24 protein-coding genes and 1 pseudogene are annotated in these 23,549 nt (G+C 72.6%); 11 read left to right on the top strand and 14 right to left on the bottom strand.

Annotated elements, in window-relative coordinates; all coding sequences use genetic code 11:
* Positions 1 to 107: 107 nt before the first annotated feature.
* The 6 genes and pseudogenes from ACFY3I_RS15230 to ACFY3I_RS15205 form a co-directional block, all read right to left on the bottom strand.
* The gene (locus tag ACFY3I_RS15230) at positions 108 to 1,058 is read right to left on the bottom strand and encodes a VOC family protein (RefSeq protein ID WP_390860923.1); all 951 of its coding nucleotides are present in this window, start codon (positions 1,056 to 1,058) and stop codon (positions 108 to 110) included.
* Positions 1,039 to 2,157 (bottom strand): 4-oxalomesaconate tautomerase, encoded by a 1,119-nt coding sequence (locus ACFY3I_RS15225; protein WP_390860922.1) that lies wholly within the window; start codon positions 2,155 to 2,157, stop codon positions 1,039 to 1,041. Before ACFY3I_RS15225 ends, ACFY3I_RS15230 begins: the two co-directional genes overlap by 20 nt.
* Before the next feature lie 260 nt (positions 2,158 to 2,417).
* Positions 2,418 to 3,104, bottom strand: a pseudogene (locus ACFY3I_RS15220) (4-carboxy-4-hydroxy-2-oxoadipate aldolase/oxaloacetate decarboxylase); the annotation flags it as partial.
* A complete protein-coding gene (locus ACFY3I_RS15215) occupies positions 3,101 to 3,889 on the bottom strand; it encodes a PIG-L deacetylase family protein (protein WP_390860921.1) in 789 nt (262 codons plus the stop codon). The gene ACFY3I_RS15215 and the pseudogene ACFY3I_RS15220, both read right to left, overlap by 4 nt.
* Positions 3,890 to 3,940: 51 nt before the next feature.
* Positions 3,941 to 4,591 (bottom strand): GntR family transcriptional regulator, encoded by a 651-nt coding sequence (locus ACFY3I_RS15210; RefSeq protein WP_390860920.1) that lies wholly within the window; start codon positions 4,589 to 4,591, stop codon positions 3,941 to 3,943.
* 106 nt (positions 4,592 to 4,697) lie between these two features.
* On the bottom strand, positions 4,698 to 5,555 hold the full coding sequence (locus ACFY3I_RS15205; protein ID WP_390860919.1) for a LysR family transcriptional regulator: 858 nt from the start codon (positions 5,553 to 5,555) through the stop codon (positions 4,698 to 4,700).
* Between the two features lie 152 nt (positions 5,556 to 5,707).
* Between ACFY3I_RS15205 and ACFY3I_RS15200 the strand changes: the two genes are divergently transcribed.
* On the top strand, positions 5,708 to 6,520 hold the full coding sequence (locus ACFY3I_RS15200; protein ID WP_390861354.1) for a DMT family transporter: 813 nt from the start codon (positions 5,708 to 5,710) through the stop codon (positions 6,518 to 6,520).
* Between the two features lie 117 nt (positions 6,521 to 6,637).
* Here the strand turns inward: ACFY3I_RS15200 and ACFY3I_RS15195 are convergent, their stop codons facing one another.
* Entirely contained in the window at positions 6,638 to 7,294 is a 657-nt protein-coding gene (locus ACFY3I_RS15195) for a TetR/AcrR family transcriptional regulator (RefSeq protein ID WP_390860918.1), read from the bottom strand.
* A gap of 198 nt (positions 7,295 to 7,492) precedes the next feature.
* Between ACFY3I_RS15195 and ACFY3I_RS15190 the strand changes: the two genes are divergently transcribed.
* The 6 genes from ACFY3I_RS15190 to hemC all read left to right on the top strand — a co-directional run bounded on the left by ACFY3I_RS15190 (position 7,493) and on the right by hemC (position 13,787).
* A complete protein-coding gene (locus ACFY3I_RS15190; protein WP_390860917.1) occupies positions 7,493 to 8,965 on the top strand; it encodes an MFS transporter in 1,473 nt (490 codons plus the stop codon).
* A 236-nt stretch (positions 8,966 to 9,201) separates the two neighbouring features.
* A complete protein-coding gene (locus ACFY3I_RS15185) occupies positions 9,202 to 10,161 on the top strand; it encodes an ATP-dependent DNA ligase (RefSeq protein ID WP_390861353.1) in 960 nt (319 codons plus the stop codon).
* Positions 10,162 to 10,316: 155 nt separating this feature from the next.
* Positions 10,317 to 11,315, top strand: a complete 999-nt coding sequence (locus ACFY3I_RS15180; protein ID WP_390860916.1) for a TDT family transporter — start codon at positions 10,317 to 10,319, stop codon at positions 11,313 to 11,315.
* A 131-nt stretch (positions 11,316 to 11,446) separates the two neighbouring features.
* Entirely contained in the window at positions 11,447 to 11,911 is a 465-nt protein-coding gene (locus ACFY3I_RS15175; protein WP_390860915.1) for an acyl-CoA thioesterase, read from the top strand.
* 49 nt (positions 11,912 to 11,960) lie between these two features.
* A complete protein-coding gene (locus ACFY3I_RS15170) occupies positions 11,961 to 12,761 on the top strand; it encodes a crotonase/enoyl-CoA hydratase family protein (RefSeq protein ID WP_390860914.1) in 801 nt (266 codons plus the stop codon).
* A gap of 90 nt (positions 12,762 to 12,851) precedes the next feature.
* On the top strand, positions 12,852 to 13,787 hold the full coding sequence (gene hemC, locus ACFY3I_RS15165) for a hydroxymethylbilane synthase (protein ID WP_390860913.1): 936 nt from the start codon (positions 12,852 to 12,854) through the stop codon (positions 13,785 to 13,787).
* Between the two features lie 62 nt (positions 13,788 to 13,849).
* Here the strand turns inward: hemC and ACFY3I_RS15160 are convergent, their stop codons facing one another.
* The 4 genes from ACFY3I_RS15160 to ACFY3I_RS15145 form a co-directional block, all read right to left on the bottom strand.
* Entirely contained in the window at positions 13,850 to 14,377 is a 528-nt protein-coding gene (locus ACFY3I_RS15160; protein WP_390860912.1) for a hypothetical protein, read from the bottom strand.
* A 218-nt stretch (positions 14,378 to 14,595) separates the two neighbouring features.
* Positions 14,596 to 15,450 carry an ABC transporter permease gene (locus tag ACFY3I_RS15155; protein WP_365294739.1) on the bottom strand — a complete coding sequence of 285 codons (855 nt, stop codon included), beginning with the start codon at positions 15,448 to 15,450 and terminating at the stop codon, positions 14,596 to 14,598.
* Complete coding sequence (locus tag ACFY3I_RS15150) at positions 15,410 to 16,237, bottom strand: ATP-binding cassette domain-containing protein (RefSeq protein WP_365294737.1); 828 nt, start codon at positions 16,235 to 16,237, stop codon at positions 15,410 to 15,412. Before ACFY3I_RS15150 ends, ACFY3I_RS15155 begins: the two co-directional genes overlap by 41 nt.
* The gene (locus ACFY3I_RS15145) at positions 16,234 to 16,689 is read right to left on the bottom strand and encodes a MarR family winged helix-turn-helix transcriptional regulator (RefSeq protein ID WP_390860911.1); all 456 of its coding nucleotides are present in this window, start codon (positions 16,687 to 16,689) and stop codon (positions 16,234 to 16,236) included. Before ACFY3I_RS15145 ends, ACFY3I_RS15150 begins: the two co-directional genes overlap by 4 nt.
* Before the next feature lie 301 nt (positions 16,690 to 16,990).
* On the opposite strand from ACFY3I_RS15145, the gene ACFY3I_RS15140 reads away from it, so the two are divergent.
* Positions 16,991 to 17,794, top strand: a complete 804-nt coding sequence (locus ACFY3I_RS15140; RefSeq protein ID WP_390860910.1) for a SigB/SigF/SigG family RNA polymerase sigma factor — start codon at positions 16,991 to 16,993, stop codon at positions 17,792 to 17,794.
* A gap of 29 nt (positions 17,795 to 17,823) precedes the next feature.
* Here ACFY3I_RS15140 and ACFY3I_RS15135 read toward each other — a convergent pair whose 3' ends face one another.
* Positions 17,824 to 18,138, bottom strand: coding sequence for an ANTAR domain-containing protein (locus tag ACFY3I_RS15135; RefSeq protein WP_365294732.1), 315 nt, complete (start codon positions 18,136 to 18,138; stop codon positions 17,824 to 17,826).
* A 127-nt stretch (positions 18,139 to 18,265) separates the two neighbouring features.
* Here ACFY3I_RS15135 and ACFY3I_RS15130 point away from each other — a divergent pair, with 127 nt between their 5' ends.
* The gene (locus ACFY3I_RS15130; RefSeq protein ID WP_390860909.1) at positions 18,266 to 19,081 is read left to right on the top strand and encodes a VOC family protein; all 816 of its coding nucleotides are present in this window, start codon (positions 18,266 to 18,268) and stop codon (positions 19,079 to 19,081) included.
* Between the two features lie 13 nt (positions 19,082 to 19,094).
* On the opposite strand, the gene glgX is transcribed toward ACFY3I_RS15130, so the two are convergent.
* Complete coding sequence (glgX, locus tag ACFY3I_RS15125) at positions 19,095 to 21,212, bottom strand: glycogen debranching protein GlgX (protein ID WP_390860908.1); 2,118 nt, start codon at positions 21,210 to 21,212, stop codon at positions 19,095 to 19,097.
* A 23-nt stretch (positions 21,213 to 21,235) separates the two neighbouring features.
* A complete protein-coding gene (locus ACFY3I_RS15120; RefSeq protein WP_390860907.1) occupies positions 21,236 to 21,739 on the bottom strand; it encodes a pep a2 in 504 nt (167 codons plus the stop codon).
* Between the two features lie 306 nt (positions 21,740 to 22,045).
* Between ACFY3I_RS15120 and ACFY3I_RS15115 the strand changes: the two genes are divergently transcribed.
* Positions 22,046 to 22,339, top strand: a complete 294-nt coding sequence (locus ACFY3I_RS15115) for a DUF5133 domain-containing protein (RefSeq protein ID WP_365294724.1) — start codon at positions 22,046 to 22,048, stop codon at positions 22,337 to 22,339.
* Between the two features lie 103 nt (positions 22,340 to 22,442).
* Positions 22,443 to 23,549, top strand: a 1,107-nt coding sequence (locus tag ACFY3I_RS15110; RefSeq protein ID WP_390860906.1) for a maltotransferase domain-containing protein, incomplete at its 3' end; no start/stop codon positions are given.

Raw genomic sequence — 23,549 nt, 5'->3', positions numbered from 1 at the left:
TTTATGTTTTTTTTAAAAAAGTGGGTGGGGGGGGGGGGGGGGGGGGGGGGGGGGGGGGGGGGGGGGGGGGGGGGCGCCCCCCCCCACCCCCTCGTCGGCGGGCCGGTTCAGCGGACCGGCGGCGTCCCGTGGGTGTGGAAGGACTCGATGGTCTTCAGGCCCCACGCCTGCCCCTTGGCCCGCTCGGCCTCCGTCCAGGTGATCAGCGGCCAGTCGGGCGCCAGCACCAGCCGGGTGAGCGGGTTGCAGAGTTCGATGCGGTTGCCGCCGGGCTCGTAGACGTAGAGGAAGAACGTCTGCTGGATGGCGTGCTTGTGGGGGCCGGTCTCGATGAACACACCGGTGTCGATGGCGAGATCGGCCGCGCGCAGCACGTCCTCGCGGGTGTCGGTGGCGAAGGCGATGTGGTGCAGCCGCCCGGTCGAGCCGGTCCGGTCGGCGGTGTACACGACGTCGTACGACTTGTCGGTGAAGGTCAGCCAGCGGGCCGCGATCCGCCCGGTGTCCAGCCGTATCTGCTCGGTCGGCCGGGCGCCGAGGACCTGTTCCTGGAACTCGGCGTTGGCGAGTACGTCGGCCGCCAGGAAGTTGACGTGGTCGAGGCGCCGCACCCCGACGCCCCGGTTCGGCTTGGCCTGCGGCTGGTTCTTCAGCGCGGGCCTCAGCCCGTCGGGGGCCCGGTAGTGCTCGCTCTCCCAGTAGAGGGCGTGTTCGTGGCCGTCCGGGTCGGTGGTGACGTAGAGCTTGCCGAGGCCCGGCTCGTCCTCGACCCAGCGGCCGGTGCCACCCGCCTCCTCGACGGCGCGGACGCGGCGGCCGAGCGCCTCCTCGCTGGAGGTGCGCAGGGCCAGCCGGCCGAGGCCGGGCCGGTCCCTGGCGGTGAGGACCAGGCTGTGGTGCTCGTAGTCGTCGAAGGTGCGCAGGTAGACCGTGCCGCCGTCCTGACCGTCGACGGTCAGCCCGAGGTAGTCGGTGCAGAAGGCGACGCTGGCGTCCAGGTCCGGGGTGAACAACTGGGCATGGCCGACATGGGCGATGTCACCGAGGGGCGGAGCCATCGTTGCCTCCTTGGGGCGGTACGGGGACGGTCGCGGCGCGGGGGAAGACCGTGCCGTCGAAGATCTTGCGGGCGGTGCGGACCACCGCGGTGCGGCGGACGGCCGGCGCGGAGCCGTCCGTTCCGGGGTCGACACGGACGTCGATCTCCAGGAACCCGGTGGGGTGTTCGACGCGGATCCGGTCGCCGCGCTCGGGAAGCCGGGCGATCCCCTCCCCCACGGTGCCGGGCAGCCGGATGCCCGCGGCCACGCTCGCGGCCGCGAGGACGCCGATCGAGGTGTGACAGCGCACCGGGATGAAGGTGCGGGAACCGACCGTGCCGCCTTCGCGGGGCGGGGCGAGCAGGCTGAGCTTGGGCACGGTGGCGCTCTCGACGTCCCCGAGGCCCATCAGCCTGCCCGCCGCGAGCCGGATCCCGTGCAGCCGGTCGGCGAGGGCCGCGTCCTCCTCCAGGTCCCCGGGGGTCTCGTAGCCGGTGACCGCGAGATCGCGCGCGGCCACGAGCACGGTCGGCATGCCGTTGTCGACGCAGGTGACCGTGGTGCCGGCGACGGTGTCGCGGACGTTCCCGGTGGGCAGCAGCGGGCCGGCGGCCGCCGGGAACTCGATCACCACCGGGGCGGCCCGGCCGGGCACGCCGGAGATCTCGGCGTCTCCGGTGAAGTCGACCCGCCCGCCGGGGGTGGGGAAGCCCGCCACGGCCAGCCGCCCGGTGTTGAGCATGCGGATCCGTACGGAGGTGGCCTCGTCACCGGCGGCCACCAGCCCGCGTTCCACCGCGAACGGGCCGACTCCGGCGAGGATGTTCCCGCAGTTCTGACGGCCGGTCACCGCCGGCCGGTCGACGGCGACCTGGAGGAAGAGGTAGTCGACGTCCGCCTCGGGGTCGGCGGACGCCGCGACCACCGCGACCTTGCTGGTGAGGGGGTGCGCCCCGCCCAGGCCGTCGATCTGGCGCGGGTCCGGGCTGCCCATCACCCGCAGCAGCAGGTCGTCGCGGACGGCGGGGTCGGCGGGCAGGTCCTCGGCCAGGAAGTAGGCGCCCTTGGAGGTGCCACCGCGCATCAGCATGCAGCGCACCTCCGCGTACCCGGTCACGGGGCGGACTCCCCTTGACCGGTGTGCGGGTCGTGTTGACCGGTGTGCGGGTCGTGCGCGGTCTGCGGGTCATGGGCCGCGCGCGTGCCACCGGCGGCGTGCGGGGCGTGCGCCACGTGCGTGTCACCGGCCGCGTTCGGGGCCTGCGCCACGTGCGTGTCACCGGCCGCGTTCGGGGCCTGCGCCGCGTGCGTGCCACCGGCCGCGTTCGGGTCGGGCGCCGCCGGCGTGTCGCGCGCCGCGCTCCGGTTGTACGCCATGTGCTCGTCGTACGTCCTGTACTCCACGCCGAGCCGCCTGAGGGTGTCGCGCAGTCCGTAGCGGTCCAGGCCGAGCCGGCCCTCGACGAACGCGGCGCGGGTCGCGGCCTCCCTTGCCTCGCGGGCCGCCGCCCTCTCGGCCGTCTCGCGGGCCCGGGCGCGGGGCACCACCACGACCCCGTCGTCGTCGGCGAGGACCACGTCGCCCGGCTCGATCACCTGGCCGTCGATGGCGATCGGCACGTTGACCGAACCGCCGGTGGCCTTGACGGTGCCCTGTGCGGAGACCGCCCGGGACCAGGCGGCGAAGCCCATGTCCCGCAGTTCCCGGGTGTCGCGGACACCCGTGTTGAGGACGACTCCGCGCACCCCGCGCCGCTGGAGGGAGGTGGCGAACAACTCGCCGAACAGCCCGTCCGTACAGGGCGAGGTCGTGGTGACGACCAGGATGTCGCCCTCACCGCACTGTTCGACGGCCGCGTGGATCATGAGGTTGTCGCCGGGCCAGCCCAGCACCGTCACGGCTGTGCCCGCGACCCGTACGCCCTGCTGGACGGGCCTGATCCCGGGTCCCAGCAGACCGGTCCGGCCCATCGCCTCGCCGACGGTGGCGACACCGAAGGCGGCGAGGGCGTCCACGTCCTTCGGCTCCGCCCTGGGCGGGCCGGTGACGATCACGCCGCTCATGCCAGCTCCTTCGCGATCTGCGGGAACGGCCGCATGAACGCCTCGGCCATGGTGGTGTGCGCCAGGCCCAGGTTGGGTCCCGCGTTCCGCCTGAGCTGGACGCCCCGGCGCACCGCGAGGTCGGTGTAGTAGGCCCACAGGTGCCGCTGGGCTCCGAGGCACTCCATCGCCTTGCGCTTGGTGTCCCAGACCTCGGAGATGTCGAGGAGGACCTCGGGCCGGAAGCCGCTCATCTCGGGCTGGTGGGGCTCGAAGTAGAAGACCGGCGGGGCACCGATGATGTCGCCCGCGCCCGGGTAGCCGATCGCCTGGGCGAGGATGCGGGCCTGGAGGGCCATCCGGTTGGCGGCCGGGTGGTCGCCGTTGTACGGGTCCTCGACGGGGTGGGTGAGCACCACGTCGGGCTGCGTCTCCCGGTAGACGGCGACCAGTTGGTCGGTCAGCTCGGCGGAGGCGGCCAACGGGTAGTCGCCCGCGTCGAAGAAGCGGACGTCGGCGCCGAGCGCGGCGGCGGCCCGCTCGGCCTCTTCCCGGCGCATCGCCTTGATCTCCGCCAGCCGCCTGCCCTCGCGCCACGCCCTGGCGGACTCGCCGCGCTCACCGAAGGTCAGACACGCGATGGTGGCCTTCTCGCCCCGGGACGCGGCCAGCGCGACGGCTCCACCCGCCCGCCACACGAAGTCCCCGGCGTGCGCGGTGACGACCAGGGTGGAACGCGGCCGGGACGGAGGTCCCCCCGGTGGAGCGGAGACGGGACCGGGGGAAGGCGCGTTGGCGTGCGTCATGGCAGAAATCTCCTTGGTGGACAGGTGTGCGCCCACCACGCACGGGCGTGCTCAGTCGCTCAACGCCTCGATCACGCTCGTGAGATGGGCGCGGACGGCCGCCTCGGCCGCCTGCGGGTCCCTGGCCGTGATCGCCTCGATCATCGCCAGATGCTCGTTCAGGGATTGCTGCGGACGCCCCGGCCGCAACGCCAACTGGAAGCGGTGTCGGACCAGTTGGGCGTTGAGCCGTTCCAGCAGTGCCACGGCGGTCTGCTGTCCGGAGATCTCCCGGATCCTGTCGTGCAGCGCGTGGTTCAGCTCGGAGTAGGTGACCGGTTCGCCGTCCGCGACGGCCTTGGTCATGGCCGCCCCGAGGTCCGCGAGTCCGGTGAGCTGGTCGTCGTCGGCCGTGACGGCGGCCTTCCCGGCGCACAGGCCTTCCAGGACCATGCGGCACTCGGTGATCGCGATCGCCTCCTCCACGGTCACCACCCGCACCCGCGAGCCGCGGTTGCGGATCCGCTCGACGAGTCCCTGGGCCTCCAGATCGATCAGCGCCGCGCGGATGCTGGCCCGCGTCACACCGAACTCCTCGGCGAGTTCGTTCTCCACCAGCCGCTGGGCCGGGGCCATCTCGCCGTGCAGGATCGCCTGCCGCAGCAGCGTGAGCGCGTGCTGCTTGGCCTGCTCCCCGGTGCTCGGACGGGCTTCTTTCGGCATTCGTTCGCCCTCCCTGAGTGAGTGCCTGTCGAACGTAAATCTAGCCCGACAAGATTGTCAACAATTTTGTCTGCCGTATTGCCGGGCGAGTGCGCGCCCGGCGGGCTCAGCCGGTGCGGTACAGCTCGCCGAGCAGTTCGAGAACCGCCTGGCGCGCCGGGTGCGGATCCTCCCGCCACCAGGCCAGCCGGACGGCGACCGGTTCGGCGTCCCGCACCGGCCGGTAGACGATGCCGGGCCGCGGGTACTGGTTGGCGGTCGACTCCGCGGTCACGCCGACGCCGCGACCGGCGGCGATCTCGGTCAGCCAGTCGTCCACGGAGCGCGTCTCCTCGACGGCCGGACGGGAATCGGCCGGCCACAGCTCGGGAGTGGTGGTGCCGGTGCGCCGGTCGGTCAGGACGGTCCGGCCGGTGAGATCGGCGAGCCGTACCGAGCGGCGGCGGGCCAGCGGATCGTCGGCGGCCAGCGCGCACAGCCGCCGCTCGAGCCCCACGATCGCCGTGTCGAACCGCCGGTCGGCCAACGGCCGCCGTACGACGGCCAGATCGCAGGTACCTTCGCCGAGTCCCGCGGTGGGGGTGTTCACCCGGACGAGATGCAGATCGGTCTCCGGGTGCGCGGCCGTCCAGTTCCGCTGGAACGCCACGGTGTGCCGGCCCACCGCGGACCAGGCGTAGCCGATCCGCAGCCGGGTGTGTCCCGACCCGGCCTCCTGGACCAGGTCGGCGACGTCCGCGAGCACCCGGCGCGCCCGCCGCACCACCCGCAGCCCGGTCGCGGTGGGGGTGACCTCGCGCGAGCTGCGCCGCAACAGCGTTACTCCCAGGGCCTGTTCGAGCCCGGCGAGAGTGCGGGACACGGCCGCCTGGGACACTCCCAGGCGGATCGCCGCGTCGGTGAAGGTGCCCTCGTCGACGATGGCGACCAGACAGCGCAGCTGCCGCAGTTCGACCTCATGCATACGGTCAGCGTATAGATCGTCCGACCCATGCATTTTGCGCATCGACCGGCCGGCCCGACGCTGCTGTCATGCGACGAGCCCTGGACCGCCCGACCCGTCCGGCCGCGGCCGCCACCGCCGGGACCACCACCGGGCGGGGGCGGCCGGCCCAGCTGGTCACCATGGCGGGCAGCGGCCTGTCCAACCAGACCGGTGCGGCGATCGGCGCCCTGGCCTTCCCGGTCCTCGGCCCGCTCGGTGTGGTGGCGGTACGTCAGTACGTGGCCGCGATCGTCCTGGTGGCCGTGGGCCGCCCCCGGCTCCGCGCGTTCACCTGGCGGCAGTGGTGGCCGGTGCTGCTGCTGGCCGCCGTCTTCGGCACCATGAACCTGACCCTGTACACCGCGGTCGACCGGATCGGCCTGGGCCTGGCGGTGACCCTGGAGTTCCTGGGCCCGCTCACCGTCGCCCTGGCGGCGTCCCGTCGCCGGCTGGACGCGGGATGCGCGGTGCTGGCGGCGGCCGGGGTGGTGGTGCTGATGCGCCCCAGGCCGTCGACGGACTACGCGGGGATGGGCCTGGGTCTGGTCGCCGCGGGCTGCTGGGCGTCATACATCCTGCTGAACAGGCTGGTGGGGCAACGGACACCCGGGGCGCAGGGGCCGGCGGCGGCCGCGTCCGTGTCGGCGCTGACCTTCCTGCCGGTCGGCGTCGTGACGGGTCTGCGGCATCCGCCGACGGCCGGGGCGGTGCTGTGCGCGGTGGCGGCCGGCGTGCTGTCGTCGGCGGTCCCCTACCTCGCCGATCTGCTGACGCTGCGCACGGTTCCCGCCCAGACGTTCGGCCTGTTCATGAGCGTCAACCCGGTCCTGGCCGCGCTGGTCGGCTGGGCGGTGCTGGGGCAGGGCCTGGGCGTGCCGGAGTGGGCGGGGATCGGGGCGGTGGTCACCGCCAACGCCGTCTGCATCGCGGCACGGGGGCGCTGAGGCTCGGCACGGGGGGCGCGGGGCCGCGCCGGTCCGCGGCGCGCTCTCCCCCGCCGGACGGGGTCCACCGCGTCTGCGGGCCGGCCAGCACCCCGGGTGCGGCGGGGAAGGCCGCGGTCACCCTCGGTGTGTGCCGGTGACGGGCGCCAGCCACAGGCCGAGGAGCGCGTCGGTGAGCCCGGTGGCCGCGTCGCTCCAGGTGGCACGGGGGGTGTCGGTGCCCTCGGCGAGGGCGCGCTCGCGCTCGGCGCAGGTGTGCAGGATCAACGTCCGCGCCATCTGGCCGCGTTCGGCGCGGACTTCGGCGGGCAGTTCGGGCAGGCACCGGTTGAGCCCGGCGACGGCCTCACGCAGCGAGGGCGAGGTCAGGGACTCCTCGACCATGATCTCGTAGAGGGCCGGATCGGTCGCCACCTGCGCGCAGAAACGGGCGTACCAGGTGGGACTGCCCAGGCTCGCGAGGTGTTCGGTGATCGGCCGCACCAGGCAGTCCACCCGCTCGCGGACGTCGTCGCGGCCGTCGACGGCCGCCAGCAGGCGGACCCGGTTCTCCTCGATCCGGTCGAAGTGCCGGGCGGCGATCGCGCGGACCAGGTCGGCCTTGGTGCCGAAGTGGTAGCCGACGGCGGCGTTGTTGCCCTGGCCGGCGGCCTCACTGACCTGGCGGTTGGACACGGCGTACACGCCCTGTTCGGCGAAGAGCCGTTCCGCCGTGTCCAGGATGGCCTCCCGTGTCGCGCCGGCCTGCTCGCCCCGCGCCGTCCTGCCCGCCATGCCCACCGCCGCTCCGGGACCGCGCACCACCCGGGGCGGCCGGTCCCGCGAGCCGCGCCGGGACCTCACCCGGTGCGGCGAGGTCCAGCCGGAAAAGCGTACGCGGCGGCGGCACGTGCCGCCTTCCGCCCGCACCGGTAGTGTAAGTCAAGCGACTGACTTAAGAATTTCGTTGTTCAGCCCCCGGAGGCTCCCTTCATGTCCGAAGCCCCTGTCCGGCCCACCGGGCCCGTGAGACCCGCGGACCCCCGGCCCAACGCCGTGGTGGCGGTGCTGGCCCTGGCCGGCATCACCGTCTCGCTGATGCAGACCCTGGTGATCCCGATCGTCCCGGAGCTGCCCGCGTTCCTCCACGCCTCCGCGTCCGACGCGGCCTGGGCGGTGACCGCGACCCTGCTGGCCGCCGCCGTGGCCACCCCGGTGGCCGGCCGTCTCGGCGACATGTTCGGCAAGCGGCTCATGCTGCTGGTCAGCCTGGCGCTGCTGGTGACCGGTTCGGTGGTGGCCGCGCTGAGCGACACCCTCGTCCCGATGATCGTCGGTCGTGCCCTGCAGGGACTCGCCGCGTCCGTGGTGCCGCTGGGCATCAGCATCATGCGCGACGAACTGCCCCCGGAGCGCCTCGCCGGCTCGACGGCGCTGATGAGTGCCTCGCTCGGCGTCGGCGGCGCGCTGGGCCTGCCGGCCGCGGCCTTCATCGCCGACCACTTCGACTGGCACGTGCTGTTCTGGACCTCCGCCGCCCTCGGCGTCGTCGCCCTCGCGCTGGTCGTGCTGCTCGTCCCGGAGTCCAGCGTGCGCTCGGGCGGCCGCTTCGACGCGGTGGGCGCCGCCGGCCTCGCGGTCGGTCTGGTCTCGCTGCTGCTCGCCGTCTCCAAGGGCGCCGACTGGGGCTGGGCGAGCGGCACCACGCTCGGCCTGTTCGCGCTGGCGGTCGTGGTGCTGACCGCGTGGGGCCTGTTCGAACTGCGCACCGCCCGGCCGCTGGTGGACCTGCGCACCACGGCCCGCCGTCAGGTGCTGTTCACCAACCTCGCCTCGATCGCGTTCGGCTTCTCGATGTTCGCGATGTCCCTGGTGCTGCCGCAGCTGCTCCAGCTGCCGACCCAGACCGGCTACGGCCTCGGCAGGTCGATGATGACCGTCGGCCTGGTGATGGCTCCGCAGGGTCTGGTCATGATGGCCTTCGCCCCGGTCTCGGCCGCCGTCACCCGGGCGAAGGGCCCGAAGATCACGCTGATGATCGGCGCGGTGATCGTCGCCGCGGGCTACGGCCTGAACATCCTGCTGATGTCGCAGGTCTGGCACCTGGTCCTGGTCTCCTGCGTCATCGGGGCCGGTGTCGGCTTCGCGTACGGCGCGATGCCGGCCCTGATCATGGGTGCCGTCCCGGCGTCGGAGACGGCCGCCGCCAACAGCCTCAACACGCTGATGCGGTCCATCGGCACGTCGGTGGCCAGCGCCGTCGCCGGAGTGATCCTGGCGCACATGACCACCAGCCTCGGCGGCCTGGCCCTCCCCTCCGAGAACGCGTTCAAGTCCGTCATGGCGGTCGGTGCGGGCGCCGCGGTGCTGGCCCTCGTGCTGGCCTCCTTCCTGCCCGGCCGCCCGCCCGCGGACGCGCGGCCCGCCGCCGCCCCGGCCGAGCCGGCCGCCGAGCCGGTGCACTGAGCGAGCCGGTGCACCGAGCGATCCGGTGCACCGAGCGATCCGAGCGGGCCGCGTCGTGCGAGCGGCCCGCTCCACCGGCACCGCGCCGGACGCGCCGTGCGGGCCTGGTCCGCGCACCGACCGCCCCTGGAGGCTGTTCGGGGGAACCGGCGCGGCGGCACGCGTGCCGCGGCCGTACCCGGTCCACACCTTCTGCCGTGACCGCCGCGACCGCCGCCCTGCCGCTGATCCCGCCCATGCTCGCCACGCCCGGCGGGCTGCCGCCCGCCGCACAGGACACCCAGTGGGCGTACGAGACCAAACAGGACGGCCAGCGGGCCGTCGTCTACCTGCCCGGCGACGGCGGTCTGCTGGTGCGCGCCCGGTCCGGCGAGGACATCACCGCCGCGTACCCCGAACTGAGCCCACTGGGCGCGGCGCTGGGCCGGACCCCCGCGATCCTCGACGGCGAGGTACTGGCCCTCGACGAGAGCGGGCGCGCCGACTTCCAGTCGCTGCAGAGCCGGATGGGCCTGGCCCACGCCCCGGCCCGGGCGGCCCGGATGGCGGCCCGCGTCCCGGTCCACCTGGTGCTGTTCGACGTACTGCACCTGGAGGGCCACCCCCTGGTGAGGCTCCCCTACGCGCAGCGGCGGTCCCGGCTGGAGTCGCTCGGACTCGACGGGCCCCACTGGTCGACGCCCGGGGCTCTCGTCGGGCACGGCGCGCAGGCGCTGCGGGCCACCAGGGAGTACGGGCTGGAAGGCCTGGTCTGCAAACGGCTGGACTCCGTCTACGAGCCGGGGGTGCGGTCCCGTGCCTGGATCAAGATCCGGAACCTGCGCGCGGAGGACGTGATCGTCGGTGGCTGGCTGCCGGGCAGGGGACGGCTGACCGGGCTGCCGGGCGCGGTGCTGGTCGGCCAGCGGTCCGCCGGCGGAACGCTGCGGTACGTCGGCGGGGTGGGCACCGGCTGGAGCGAGGCGGAACGGACCGAACTGGCGGCGCTGCTCCGGGTCGCCGCGACCGACGTGTGCCCCTTCGAACCGGCCCCGCCGGTCCAGGGTGCCCACTGGGTGCTGCCCCGGCTGGTCGGCGAGGTCGCCTACAGCACCCGGACCCGGTCCGGGCTGCTGCGCCAGCCGTCCTGGCTGCGGCTGCGCCCGGACCTCACGCCGCCGGAGTCCGCGGCGGACCTGCCGGACGGCACCGGCTGACCCGCGGCGGTCCCGGAAGGGCGGGGCCGCGCCCGCCCGCCCGCATCCGGTTGCGTGCGCGAGGCCCCGGTAGTCAGATGGAACGAGTTCGCCGCACCCCGGGCTCCGGCCGTGGGCGGGAGCCGGGAATCCCACACCGCAGGAAGTGGGGCGACATGACGAGGACGACGCCCTCTCCGTACCGGCTGGCGCCCAACCTCTTCGGCATCGGCTTCGGGATCGCCGGCCTGGCCCAGGCCTGGAGCGCCGCCGCTGACACCGTCGCCGCACCGGCCTGGCCGTCGTACGTGCTGTGGATCCTCGCGGCGGTGGTCTGGCTGGTGACCCTGGTCGCCTATCTGCGCAACGTGATCGCCCAGGGGCGGCTGCGCTCGGAGGTCCCGAACCCGACCACCGGACCGTTCACGGCGCTCGCCGTGATCGTGCCGATGCTGCTGGGCATCGGGCTGGCCCCGCACGCCCGTACCGCCGGTGAGATCGTCTACGCGGTCGCCCTGGTGCTCACCGTCCTGCTCGGCGGCTGGCTCACGAGCCTGTGGATCCGCTCCGACACCGAGCTCGCGCAGTGGCATCCCGGATACTTCCTGCCCACGGTCGCGGGCGGCCTGATCGCCGCCGCCTGCAGCGCCGTCCTGGGATGGACCACGCTGTCGCACGTCATGCTGGGCTACGGGCTGATCTGCTGGTTCGTCCTCGGTTCGATCCTCCTGCTGCGGCTCTTCACCCAGCCGGCGCTGCCTCCCGCCCTGCTGCCGACCATGGCCATCGAACTCGCCCCGCCGGTGGTGGCGGGAAACGCGTGGTTCGCCGTCAACGGCGGCCGGCTCGATCTCGTCGCCGCGCTTCTCGCCGGATACGCGGTCCTCATGGTGCTGGTGCAGATCGGACTGGCGGGTACCTACCGGCGGGTGCCCTTCGGTCCCGGCCACTGGGCGTTCGCCTTCTCCTACGCCGCGGCCTTCACCAACGGCGTGCACTGGCTGGCCGTCGAGCACGTCCGCGGGCAGAAGGCCCTGACCTACCTGGTGCTGGCGATCGCCACCCTGGCGTTCGCCGCGCTCGCGGCCCGTACCGTCGTCGGTCTGGTCCGGCACGACTTCCTGCCCCGGCTGCCGGTCGATCCGCCGGTCCACGTCCCCCGGCCGACAGGATAGGCGCGCCGAGTGCGGTCACACTGAAATGGCGGGACCGGCGGCTCCACCGCCCACTCTTCACGGGTGGACGTCCCGGTCCCCGAGGCCCGGCCCGGACCCGTGGCCGGCACGACCGTCAGGGGGAATCCCACGTGCCCACCCCGTTCCGGTCCCGGAACCCGTCCGGCGTCCACCGCACGCGCGTGGAGTGGATGGACACGGACGCGGGAGGCATCTACCACAACAGCACGGTCGTCCGATTCGTGGAGGCCGCGGAGGCCTCCCTCATGGACGAGGCCGGTCTGCCCGGGTACTTCCCGGTCGCACCGCGCGTCCACTACGAGGTCGACTTCGAGTCGCCGCTCTTCTTCGGCCAGGGCGTGTGCACGGTCGTCGAACTGGCCCGGATCGGCACCACCTCGATGACCTTCACCTTCGAGGTGTGGGGTGAGGAGTTCCGCGGCCGGCCACGGCGGCGGGCCGCGCACGGCCGGTACGTCACCGTGCACAGCGACCGTGACCACCGCGCCGGCGCCAGGAGCACGCCCTGGCCGAAGGAGTGGATCGCCGCGCTCGGCGGTCCCGCCCGGTCCCGGGAGGCGCGTCCGCCTCCCTGACGGGCGCGAGCGCCGTGCACAGCCACCCCGCACCGCATCGGAGGAACCCATGGACACCTCATCGGAAACCGCCCCCACCGTCACCGTCGAGCGGGACGGTCACGTGCTGCTGATCGGCCTGAACCGCCCGGCCAAACGCAACTCGTTCACCAGAGGGATGATCGGCGAGCTGTCGGCGGCCTACGGACTGCTGGAGTCGGACGACGACATCTGGTGCGGGGTGCTGTTCGCGCACGGCGACCACTTCACCAGCGGACTGGACATGCGGGACGTCGGGGACGACCTCGCCTCGGGCGGCTTCGAGGTCCCGGAGGGCGGGCGTGATCCGTGGCGACGGGACGGCACCTGGTCCACTCCCCTGGTGGCGGCGGCGCAGGGCTGGGTGCTCACGGCGGGCATCGAACTGCTGCTGGCCGCGGACATCCGCGTGGCCGCCGAGGACTGCCGCTTCAGCCAGCTGGAGGTCCGCCGCGGCATCTATCCCTTCGGCGGAGCCACCTTCCGCTTCCCCCGGGAGGCGGGCTGGGGCAACGCCATGCGCTGGATCCTGACCGGCGAGGAGTTCGGCGCCGCCGAGGCGCACCGCATGGGTCTGGTCCAGGAGGTCCTTCCCGACGGACCGGCGGCGATCGACCGGGCCGGGCAGCTCGCCCGCGTCATCAGTGAACGCGCGGCCCCGCTCGGCGTCCGGGCCGCCCTGGCCTCGGCCCATCAGGCCCGCGAACAGGGGGACGCCGCGGCCGTCGCCCGGTTCGAGCCCGACCTCGCCCGGCTGATGACCTCCGCCGACGCGGCCGAAGGCGTGAAATCCTTCGTCGAACGCCGCGACGCCGTCTTCACCGGCCACTGACGCCCGTCCGCACCCGCGCGCACCGGAGCCCCTCCGACGGCCGACACGGTGTCGGAATCCCCGGCCGGCACGGGGGTCTATCGTGTCCCCATGTCCGTGCCAGAGTTGATCCGAATCGTCTCCCGCGACTCTCCGATGGCGCTCGCTCAGGTGGCCCGCGTCCGGGCCGAGTTGGCCGCTCTCCATCCGCAGGTGCGCACCGAGGTCGTACCGGTGAAGACGACCGGCGACAAGTGGCTGGGCGATCTCTCCCTGGTGGAGGGCAAGGGGGCGTTCACCAAGGAGGTGGACGCCGCGCTGCTGGCCGGTGCGGCGGATCTCGCCGTGCACTGCGTGAAGGACGTGCCGGCGGACCGGCCGTTGCCCGCCGGGACGGTGTTCGCGGCGTTCCTCGAGCGTGACGACATCCGCGACGCCCTGGTCCACCCGGGCGGTCTGACCCTGGACGAGCTGCCGCCGGGCACCCGGATCGGCACCTCCGCGGTCCGCCGGATCGCCCAGTTGGCCGCCACCCATCCGCATCTGGAGTGCGTGCCGTTCCGCGGCAACGCCAACCGGCGGCTGGAGAAGCTCGCCGCCGGGGACGCCGACGCCCTGCTGCTCGCGGTGTCGGGTCTGGAGCGGATCGACCGCGGGGACGTGATCACCGAGGTCCTCGACCCGGAGACGATGATGCCGCCCATCGGCGCGGGCATCCTCGCGCTGCAGTGCCGGGAGGACGACACCGAGCTGATCGACGCGGTGAGCGGCCTCGGTCATCCGGACACCTACCGGGAGGCCACCGCCGAGCGGATGTTCCTGCACGTCCTGCAGGGGCACTGCAACAGCCCCATCGCCGGGTACGCCCGGGTCGACGGCGGCGGTGAACTGTCGCTGCGGGCCTGCGTGTTCACCCCGGACGGCAAGACCCGGCTGAACGCCCACGAATGGGCCGGCCGGCTCGACCCGGCGACGCTCGGCACCTCGGTCGCCGTGGCGCTGCTGCGGCAGGGCGCCCGCGAACTCATCGACGGCATCCCGCACTGAACCGGGCCGTCCCGCGCTGAACCGGGCCTTCCCGCACCGGGTCGGGCGGGAAGGCCACCGCGTCAGGCGGGCGAACCGGGCTCCGTCTGGTCCTTGAGGAAGGCGCTCACCTGGTGGGCCAGGCTGCCCGGTGCGGCACTCTGGCACGCCGTGGCGGCGGTCGACTCCAGCACGCCGATGCCACCCGCCCACAGCCGCCGTTCGGTCCAGTCCTCGTCCACCCGCAGCTGGATCTGGATGTCCACCTGGGTGAGGGCCGCCTCGGGGCCGGCGGCGAAGAGCACGGCGGTGGCCCGGCGCAGCGGGTAGACGTCGAAGCCCTCGATGAACTGGGAGCTGCGCCAGTCGATGACCGCGCCCTCCCCGTCGGGGCCCACCCGCACGTCGATCTGACCGTCCTCGAGCTGGACGCCGAGGTGGCGGGACCCGCGGTTCTCGACGGTCACCCGGACACTGAAGTACGTCAGCCCGGCCGCGGCGTCGTCCCGTCCGCGCGGCGGCTCGGCCTCCTCCAGGCGGTGGACGCGGACCCGCAGACCGGCATGTTCGTCGTACTCGTGCCAGTCCCCGACCACGTTCGGCTCGTACACAGTGCCCCTCTCGACCCACGCTGTTTATCTGTGCGCTCAGCGCACTGTCAAATGAGCGGAATGCACTGTGGCCAGGGGATTCACCCGCTTTGATCGCTGATCAAGCGTTGCGCAGCGGTTATCCCGCCCCGGGACCGCGGGGCGGGACAACGGCGCGTGCCGCACATCACGTCGGGGTGCCGCCCGCGCCAAGATCAGCGGGCCGGACGCCCCGCAGATCAGCGGGCCAGGCGGCCCAGCAGCGAGGACGCGGCGGTGATGCCGAGGGCGGCCGCCACCGCCAGCACGGCGAAGTCGAGGCCGAGGTGCGAGGGCGTGCCGAGCAGCAGCCCGCGCAGGGCGTCGACCTGGTAACTCAGCGGGTTGATCTTGCTGACCACCTGGAGCCAGCCCGGCATGATCGCCACCGGGTAGAGGGCGTTGGAGCCGAAGAAGAGCGGCATGGTGATCGCCTGTCCGATGCCCATCAGCCGGTCGCGGCTGAGGACGATGCCGGCGATGCTCATCGACAGGCAGGAGAAGAACGCGGAGGCGAGGACGACGGCCAGTCCGACGCCGAGCAGCTTCAGCGGGTTCCAGGTGAGCGAGACCCCGAGGATCGCGGCGATGACGATCACCACGACCGCCTGGATCAGGGACTTCACACCGGCCGCGAAGGCCTTGCCGGTGATGAGGGCCGAGCGCGGGGTGGGGGTGACGAGGAGCTTGTTGAGGATGCCCGCGTCGCGTTCCCAGATGATCTGGATGCCGTAGAAGATCGCGATGAACATCGCGGACTGGGCGATGATGCCGGGCGCGAGGTAGTCGATGTAGGGGATGCCGCCGGTGGGTATCGCCTTGATCCGGGTGAAGGTCTGCCCGAAGATCAGCAGCCACAGGGCGGGCTGTATCGCCCGGGTGTAGAGCTCGGTGCGGTCGTGGCGGAGTTTCTGCAGCTCGACGGCGCACATGGCGACGACCCGGGCGGGCAGCAGCCGCCAGCCGGAGCGCGGCTCGGGCGGTGTGAGCAGCAGGGACGCCGCTGCCGTGCGCTCAGCCGACGCGCTTCGCGGTGCGGCGGGTGCTTCGGACATCGCGGAAACCTCCTGACTGGTCGTCGAGGCCGCTGCCGGCCACGTCGCGGAAGACGTCTTCGAGGGTGGGCAGGGTGTCGCCGCCCTGGCGTTCGGCGAGGCCGCGCCGGAGTTCGTCGGGGGTGCCCAGGGCCCGGATGCGGCCCCGGTGCATCAGTCCGACCCGGTCGCAGTGCTGGTCGGCCTCGTCCATGTAGTGGGTGGTGACCAGGACGGTCATGCCGGTGGCTTCGCGTACGGCGTTGATCTGGTCCCAGACGCTGGTGCGGGCGATCGGGTCGAGGCCGATGGTGGGCTCGTCGAGGATCAGCAGCCGGGGTGCGCTGACCAGGGCCTGGGCCAGTTCGAGGCGCCGGACCATGCCGCCGGAGTAGGTGCCGGCCAGCCGGTCGGCGGCGTCGGTGAGGTCGACGGCCTCCAGCGCCTGCGCGACCCGCTCGGCCCGCTCGCGCCGGGAGACGTCGAAGACCCGGGCGAACAGGGCGACGTTCTCGCGTCCGGTGAGCCCGCTGTCGGCGGACAGTTGCTGCGGGACGTAGCCGAGCAGTCTGCGTACGGCCATCCGCTCCCGGCCGGTGTCGTGGCCGAAGACCCGGACCATTCCGGCGGGGACCGGCAGCAGGGTGGTGATGCAGCGGATGGCGGTGGTCTTGCCGGCGCCGTTGGGGCCGAGCAGTCCGAAGACCTCACCCTCGCCGACGGTGAGGTCGAGCCCGTCCACGGCTCTGGTCTCCCCGAAGGTGTAGGAGAGCCCCGTGCAGGCGACTGCGGTGGTGTCCGGGGTCATGATTCCTCGGCCTCCTCGTGCAGGGTGACGGCCAGTTTGCGCAGTGCCGGGAGCGCGGCTTCCAGGGCCGCCCGGTCGGCCTCGTCGAGCCGGGAGACATGGCTCACGACGAGGTCCGCGCGGCGGCGCTGCCAGTCGGCGAGGCGTTTCTCGGCGGCCTCGGTCAGCAGCAGCCGGGCTGCCCGGCGGTCGGCGGGATCGGTCTCACGGAGCAGGAAGCCGTCCTTGACCAGCTGGTTGACCAGGGTCGACACCGAGTTGCCCGCCAGGTACAGCTCCTTGGCCGCGTCCGAGATGCCGATCCCGGGCCGCGTCCCGACCAGGCGCAGCAGCTCCACCTCGGCACCGCGCAGCCGGGGCTGCGCGAGTCCGCGGCGCAGTCTGCGGCGGATCAGCCGCTGGATCCCGACGAGCGCGTCGGCCAGCTCTTCCGGGAACGTCTCCGATTTCACGTTCAGAAGATTATCTCTGCTACAGAGGTAATCCCACCCAAGGAACGGTCAAGGGGGTGGACGCGGGATCGGCACGGAATCCCGGCGCACCGGACGAGACCACACCCAATGAGACCAATCTCACCCTTTCGAGTTAATTGTTTCGCTTCACCCCATTCAGGGCATTCGAATCTCAGTGCTTCGGACCGGAGGCACGTGCGTGGGAACCGCAGTCTGTCGGCGCCCCCGTGTTCTCCCGGGGTCCGAGCGCGCGTCTCCCACGGTGCCCGTCCAGCAGCACTCGTCGAGGGAGGTGCGCGCCATGCGTGCCACCACCGCCACCATCGCCACCGCCAAGCCCCATCCGCACGACGACGCCCCCGACACGGCGGCGGACTTCGTCCGGCTGGCCGGACTCCCCGAGGGGCCGGAGCGCCGGGCCCTGCGGGACGAGCTGGTCGAACTCTGGCTGCCCATGGCCGAGCGGATCGCCGTACGGTTCCGCGGGCGCGGGGAGGCCGTCGAGGACCTCTGCCAGGTCGCCGCACTCGGACTGGTCAAGGCCGTCGACCACTACGACCCCGCACGTGGCCGGGCCTTCGAGGCCTACGCCGTGCCGACGATCACCGGCGAGATCAAGCGCCACTTCCGCGACCACATGTGGACCCTGCACGTGCCGCGCAGGGTGCAGGAGCTGCGCAACCGGGTCCGGGCCGCCCTCAAGGAGCTGGACCAGGCCGCCCCGGGCGCGCCGCCCACCGTCGCCGAGATAGCGAGTCGGACCCGGCTCACCGAGGACGAGGTGCGCACCGGGATGGAGGCCCTGGACTGCTTCTCGGCGCTCTCCCTGGACGCCGAGGTGGCCGGTGCCGACGGCTACGCGCTCGGCGACACCCTCGGCGCCCCCGACCCCGGCTACGACCTGGTCGTGGACCGCACCGCGGTCGGGCCCTGCATCCAGGGCCTTCCCGAGCGCGACCGGCTCATCCTCTACCTGCGGTTCTTCCGCGGCATGACGCAGAGCCGGATCGCCGAGCAGCTGGGCGTCTCCCAGATGCACGTGTCCCGGCTGCTCACCGCCTGCTTCGAGCGGCTGCGCGAGGAGCTGCTGGCCGAGACGGACTGAGCCCCACGGGTCCCCGCGGGACCCGCGTCTCACCCGGCCGGCGCACCGGGGATCTGTGTGGGGCCGTACCGGTCGAGGGCGTCCTCGAGTTCGGCACCGATCTCGGCGGGCATGTCACCGGTACGGCCCCAGACGAGGATCAGCTCGGCGACGTTGCGGAGCTTGATGTTGGTGTGCTGGGAGACCTCCTTGAGCACCTCCCAGCCCTCGTCGGGGGTGACCCGGCCGAGCGCGACCACCATTCCGATCGCCTGGTCCACCACCGCGTGGGAGGCGACCGCCTCCTTGAGCTGGTCCACCTCCTCCTGGAGATGGAGGACCGCGTCCGTCTCGCTCTCGCTCACTCCCCCATCGTCACCACTCGTCTGGCCGAGTGCCACCGGGGTACTCGGCAGGCACCCCCGCCGCCTCCGGTTGGACACTGGTGTCAGACCGGTTCCCCGCCGGCCCCGACCCCAGGACGCGAGTGCCATGAACAACGACACGCCTGCCCCCGGACCCGTGAAGAAGCAGCGGGAGGTCATCTCCACGGACTCGGTCTTCGGCGCCCCGTGCTGGGTGAGCCTCACCAGCCGGGACCTGGGGACGACCGAGGATTTCTACAGCGCCGTGCTCGGCTGGCGATGGCGCGGGGTCCGGCTCGGCGACCACTTCCGGATCGCCCTGGCGGACGGGGTGCCGGTCGCGGGGATCGCGGCGGTCGCCGCGATGTGGCAGATGGCGGTGGCCTGGACGCCGTACTTCGCCGTCCAGAACGCGGACGACGCGGTCGCCCGGGCTCGTGAGCGCGGCGGCACACCGGCGGTGGGCCCGCTGTCCTTCCCGCCCGGCCGCGCGGCGCTGCTCGCGGACCGGGACGGGGCGATCTTCGGGATCTGGGAGGGCCAGCTGGTCTCCAACTGGGAGATCTGGCGGCAGGCCGCGCCCACCTTCATCCGCCTGCACACCCGCAACGCCTTCGACTCCGCGATCTTCTACGGCGAGGTGCTGGGCTGGGCCTCGGAGAAGCAGGGCTGCTGCGAGGTGGAGTACGAGGGTGGCGAGGTGGTGCTGCGCAGCCGGGGCGACGCGGTGGCCCGGATCGACTCCGGTGCGGTGGAGGCGGCGCCCGATCCCTCGGTACGGCCGCACTGGCAGGTGCACTTCGCGGTGGGCGACGTCGCCGAGTGCGCCCGGGCGGCCGAGAAGCACGGCGGCAGTGTCCTCCAGGAGAAGGACACCGAGGCCGTCCTGCGCGACCCCGACGGGGCGCAGTTCACCGTGACCGCACGGCCGCTGCGCCCCTGATCCGCCCGCTCCCTCACTCCTTGCCGCGGGAGGGCCTGGACAGCAGGACCAGGCTGCGGGCCTCGGCACGCAGCCTGGCCCCCGCCTTGTGCTCGCGTTCGTCGGGGATGCCGTCGGGCTCCGCGGTGTCGACGAGGGCCGTCCAGCGCTCGCCGTAGGAGTCGTCGGGCAGCCGGAAGTCGACCGGTTCCCAGAAGCTGTTGAGGAGCAGCAGGAACGAGTCGTCCACCAGGCGCCTGCCGTAGGGGTCGCGTTCGGCGATGGCGTCGCCGTTGAGGAAGACACCGACCGAGTGCGCGTCGGGACGCTGCCAGTCCCGGTCGGTCATCTCGCGGGCGTCCGGCAGCAGCCAGACCAGGTCGGGCAGCGGCTGTCCGGGGTGGACGGCGGTCTCGCCGCGGAAGAAGCGTCGCCGGCGCAGCACGGGATGGGCGGCCCGCAGCCCGATGACGTAACGGGTGAACTCGCTGAGCGCCCGCTGTTCCCCGGTGAGGTCCCAGTCGGTCCAGGAGACCTCGTTGTCCTGGCAGTAGGCGTTGTTGTTGCCGCGCTGGGTGCGGCCGAGTTCGTCGCCGTGACTGAGCATCGGGATGCCCTGGGAGAGCAGCAGGGTGGCGAGGAAGTTCCGCTGCTGGCGGGCCCGGAGTTCGAGGACGGCCGGATCCTTGGTGTCGCCCTCGGCGCCGCAGTTCCAGGACCGGTTGTGGCTCTCGCCGTCCCGGTCGTGCTCGCCGTTGGCCTGGTTGTGCTTGTCGTTGTACGACACCAGGTCGCGCAGGGTGAATCCGTCGTGCGCGGTGACGAAGTTGACGCTCGCGCGCGGCCGGCGGCCCCGGTGCTGGTAGAGGTCGGAGGAGCCGGTGAGCCGGGAGGCGAACTCGCCGAGCGAGCCCGGCTCGGCCCGCCAGAAGTCCCGTACGGCGTCACGGTACTTGCCGTTCCACTCCGACCACAGCGGCGGGAAGTTGCCGACCTGGTAGCCGCCCTCGCCCACGTCCCAGGGTTCGGCGATGAGCTTGACCCTGCTGATCACCGGGTCCTGCTGGATCAGGTCGAAGAACGCGGAGAGCCGGTCCACCTCGTGGAACTGCCGGGCCAGCGTGGCCGCGAGGTCGAAGCGGAAGCCGTCGACGTGCATCTCGGTGACCCAGTACCGCAGCGAGTCCATGATCAGCTGGAGGACGTAAGGGTGCCGCATCAGCAGGCTGTTGCCGGTGCCGGTGGTGTCGTAGTAGTGCGCCCAGTCGCCGTCCACCAGCCGGTAGTAGGAGGCGTTGTCGATGCCCCGGAAGGACAGCGTGGGACCCATCTCGTTGCCCTCGGCGGTGTGGTTGTAGACCACGTCGAGGATCACTTCGAGGCCGGCCGCGTGCAGCGCCTTGACCATCGCCTTGAACTCGTTGACCTGCTGGCCCCGGCTGCCGAAGGCGCCGTAGGCGTTGTGCGGGGCGAAGTAGCCGATGGTGTTGTAGCCCCAGTAGTTGGCCAGTCCGCGGTCCTGCAGCACCCCGTCCTGCACGAACTGGTGGACCGGCATCAGCTCCACCGCCGTGACACCGAGCGAGACCAGGTGCTCGACGACCGCGGGGTGTGCGAGGCCGGCGTAACTGCCCCGGAGCCGTTCGGGTACGTCCGGATGGGTGCGGGTGAGGCCGCGGACATGGGCCTCGTAGATCACCGAGTCCGAGTAGGACCGCTGGGGCGGGCGGTCGTCGCCCCAGTCGAAGTAGGGGTCGGTGACCACGCCGAGCATCGAGTGGCCGGCGCTGTCGGCGGGGGACGGCCCGCCCGGTGTGCGTTCGTACAGCGACGCGTGGTTGTCGATCTGGCCGTCGACCGCGCGGGCGTACGGGTCCAGGAGCAGCTTCGCCGGATTGCACCGGTGTCCGACCGACGGGTCCCAGGGACCTGTCACCCGGTAGCCGTAGCGCTGCCCCGGGCCGACGCCCGGCAGGTAGGCGTGCCAGACGAAACCGTCGACCTCGGTCAGCGGCACCGGCCGCAGGGTCCCGGTGTCGTTCACCAGGACCAGCTCGACCCGCTCCGCCACCTCGCTGAACAGCGCGAAGTTGGTGCCCTGCCCGTCGAAGGAGGCGCCCAGCGGATAGGGGTGCCCGCTCCACACGGGCACCCCCTTCCGGGACTTCCGAGCCGTCACCGGGCGCCTACCGGAACGCCCCCGGCGGAGGCGGCCAACTGGGGGACGGGGATGGCGCGCGGCACCCGGAGCGTGCGGCGCAGGCTGGGCGACGGCGCGGTCTTGACCAGCGGGACGCGCTCACCGGACCGGGCTCGCTGCGAGAACCAGATGATCTTGCTGCCGGTCTCCGGGGCACAGCACCCCCAGCCGTCGCTGGTGGCCGCCAGGTGCGCCAGACAGGAACGCAGGTCCTGGTCGGGGCGCAGGTCACGGTCGTCGTCGCCGATCGCGGTGATGAGGTGCTGCCCGTTCCACCACATCTCGATGGACGTGTGCTTGTCCGTCGCATGCTGGTCGATGGCGGTCAGCAGCAGTTCGGCACCGTGGCAGACTGGATCCACGAGGTTGTCGAGGTCCCAGTAGCGCAGATGGGCGGCCAGGATGCGGCTGACCTGTCCCACCCGTTCCGGGCTGACCTCCACGTCGAGGTGGTAGTAGCAGGGCACTGCGGTCTTCATTGTCGCTTGCTCCTCACCCGGCGCGGCTCCCGCTCCCCACACCCGTCCGGAAATCCGTTCCGGACGCGTAGCGTGAGCACTCATCGCTTCTGAGTCACTTCCCACAGTGCGGTCGCTACGCCATTCGTGCAACCTGAGAGACGCATGAGGTTGTTGAAGCTCCAACAAGACGCTCCGCAGTCATCCGTGCACCATGAGTGAAAGCCTCGATTCGCCGTAACGGCTCCGTGCCCTTCCGTGCCCGGACGCTCCCCGACCGTCGGGGACACGTGCCCACTCGAGAGCGTCGGAAGGAAAGACACGGCCATGCTGCTACCCGCGAAGGCCGAGGTGGCCCGGCAGCTGCGGCGCTACCGGGCGTGGGAGCGCGTCATGCTCGCCTCGCCGCACGACCGCGAGGTGCGGTCCACCTTCGAGGACTCGGGCTACACGCTGTGTGTGCTGATGGGCAAGCGGTGCGCCCGGGAGGCGGTGGACGCGGCCGAGCGCTACCTGCGCACCAGCCTCGTCACCTATCTGCGGGACCAGGGCGGGCGGGCCCAGCTGAGCGGGAAGGTCCGGCGGAGCCCGCCCTCGGACCGGAGCTCCGCGCGGCAGTGATCCGCAGGCGGACCCCCGCGGGAGGACACCACGTCCTCCCGCGCACTACGGACCGCGGAGCCGGGCCCCGGGCCCGGCTCCGCGCACGACGGAGGTGAGACCCATGAAGGCGACAGAGGCCATCGGCAGGATCCCGGTACGTGACGTACGACCGGCCGTGGACGGCGGCGGGCGTCCGGCGAAGGCGGTCCCCGGTGAGACCTTCCCGGTCACCGCCACCGTCTTCCGCGAGGGTCACGACGCCGTCGGCGCCAACGTGGTCCTGTGCGACCCCGAGGGCCGTCCCGGTCCCTGGACCCCGATGCGGGAGCTGGTCCCCGGCACCGACCACTGGGGCGCCGAGGTCACCCCCGACGCGACCGGCCGCTGGACGTATCACGTGGAGGCGTGGAGCGCCCCGCTCACCACCTGGCGGCGGCACGCGCGGGTGAAGATCCCGGCGGGCATCGACACGGGTCTGGTCCTGGAGGAGGGCACCGAGCTCTACGCGCGGGCGGCCGCCCGGATGCCGGCGGGACCGGAGCGCGAGCGGGTCGCGGCGGCTGCCCGCGCCCTGGGCGACGACAGCCTCCCCCTGCACACCCGGCTGGCGAGCGCGCTGGCTCCGGAGGTGGACGAGATCCTGGCGCGGTATCCGTTGCGGGAGTTGGTGACCTGTTCGGAGCCGTTGCCGTTGCTGGTGGAGCGGGAACGGGCCCTGTACGGGTCGTGGTACGAGTTCTTCCCGCGTTCGGAGGGGACGCCCGAGCAGCCGCACGGCACGTTCCGCACCGCGGCCCGGCGGCTGCCGGAGATCGCCGCGATGGGCTTCGACGTCGTCTACCTCCCGCCGGTCCACCCCATCGGGACCACCTTCCGCAAGGGCCGCAACAACACCCTCACCCCCACCGTGGACGACGTCGGCGTGCCCTGGGCGATCGGTTCCCCCGAGGGCGGCCACGACGCCGTCCACCCCGGCCTCGGAACCCTGGAGGACTTCCGCTGGTTCGTGGAGGAGGCCGCCCGCCACGGCCTGGAGATCGCCCTGGACTTCGCCCTGCAGTGCTCCCCGGACCATCCCTGGGTGGAGAAACACCCCGAGTGGTTCCACCACCGGCCCGACGGCACCATCGCCCACGCCGAGAACCCGCCCAAGAAGTACCAGGACATCTACCCGATCGCCTTCGACACCGACATGGCCGGCCTGACCGCCGAGACCGTGCGGATCCTG

The sequence above is a fragment of the Streptomyces sp. NPDC001068 genome (assembly GCF_042897315.1).
Lineage (GTDB): Bacteria > Actinomycetota > Actinomycetes > Streptomycetales > Streptomycetaceae > Streptomyces.
This window is presented reverse-complemented; position numbering and strand designations above follow the sequence as displayed.

Coding starts and splice junctions, on each gene's coding strand:
- ACFY3I_RS15230 (WP_390860923.1), bottom strand. CDS start 1,058: ATGGCTCCGCCCCTCGGTGACATCGCCCATGTCGGCCATGCCCAGTTG.
- ACFY3I_RS15215 (WP_390860921.1), bottom strand. CDS start 3,889: ATGACGCACGCCAACGCGCCTTCCCCCGGTCCCGTCTCCGCTCCACCG.
- ACFY3I_RS15210 (WP_390860920.1), bottom strand. CDS start 4,591: ATGCCGAAAGAAGCCCGTCCGAGCACCGGGGAGCAGGCCAAGCAGCAC.
- ACFY3I_RS15205 (WP_390860919.1), bottom strand. CDS start 5,555: ATGCATGAGGTCGAACTGCGGCAGCTGCGCTGTCTGGTCGCCATCGTC.
- ACFY3I_RS15195 (WP_390860918.1), bottom strand. CDS start 7,294: ATGGCGGGCAGGACGGCGCGGGGCGAGCAGGCCGGCGCGACACGGGAG.
- ACFY3I_RS15190 (WP_390860917.1), top strand. CDS start 7,493: ATGTCCGAAGCCCCTGTCCGGCCCACCGGGCCCGTGAGACCCGCGGAC.
- ACFY3I_RS15185 (WP_390861353.1), top strand. CDS start 9,202: ATGCTCGCCACGCCCGGCGGGCTGCCGCCCGCCGCACAGGACACCCAG.
- ACFY3I_RS15180 (WP_390860916.1), top strand. CDS start 10,317: ATGACGAGGACGACGCCCTCTCCGTACCGGCTGGCGCCCAACCTCTTC.
- ACFY3I_RS15170 (WP_390860914.1), top strand. CDS start 11,961: ATGGACACCTCATCGGAAACCGCCCCCACCGTCACCGTCGAGCGGGAC.
- hemC (WP_390860913.1), top strand. CDS start 12,852: ATGTCCGTGCCAGAGTTGATCCGAATCGTCTCCCGCGACTCTCCGATG.
- ACFY3I_RS15155 (WP_365294739.1), bottom strand. CDS start 15,450: ATGTCCGAAGCACCCGCCGCACCGCGAAGCGCGTCGGCTGAGCGCACG.
- ACFY3I_RS15150 (WP_365294737.1), bottom strand. CDS start 16,237: ATGACCCCGGACACCACCGCAGTCGCCTGCACGGGGCTCTCCTACACC.
- ACFY3I_RS15140 (WP_390860910.1), top strand. CDS start 16,991: ATGCGTGCCACCACCGCCACCATCGCCACCGCCAAGCCCCATCCGCAC.
- ACFY3I_RS15130 (WP_390860909.1), top strand. CDS start 18,266: ATGAACAACGACACGCCTGCCCCCGGACCCGTGAAGAAGCAGCGGGAG.
- ACFY3I_RS15120 (WP_390860907.1), bottom strand. CDS start 21,739: ATGAAGACCGCAGTGCCCTGCTACTACCACCTCGACGTGGAGGTCAGC.
- ACFY3I_RS15115 (WP_365294724.1), top strand. CDS start 22,046: ATGCTGCTACCCGCGAAGGCCGAGGTGGCCCGGCAGCTGCGGCGCTAC.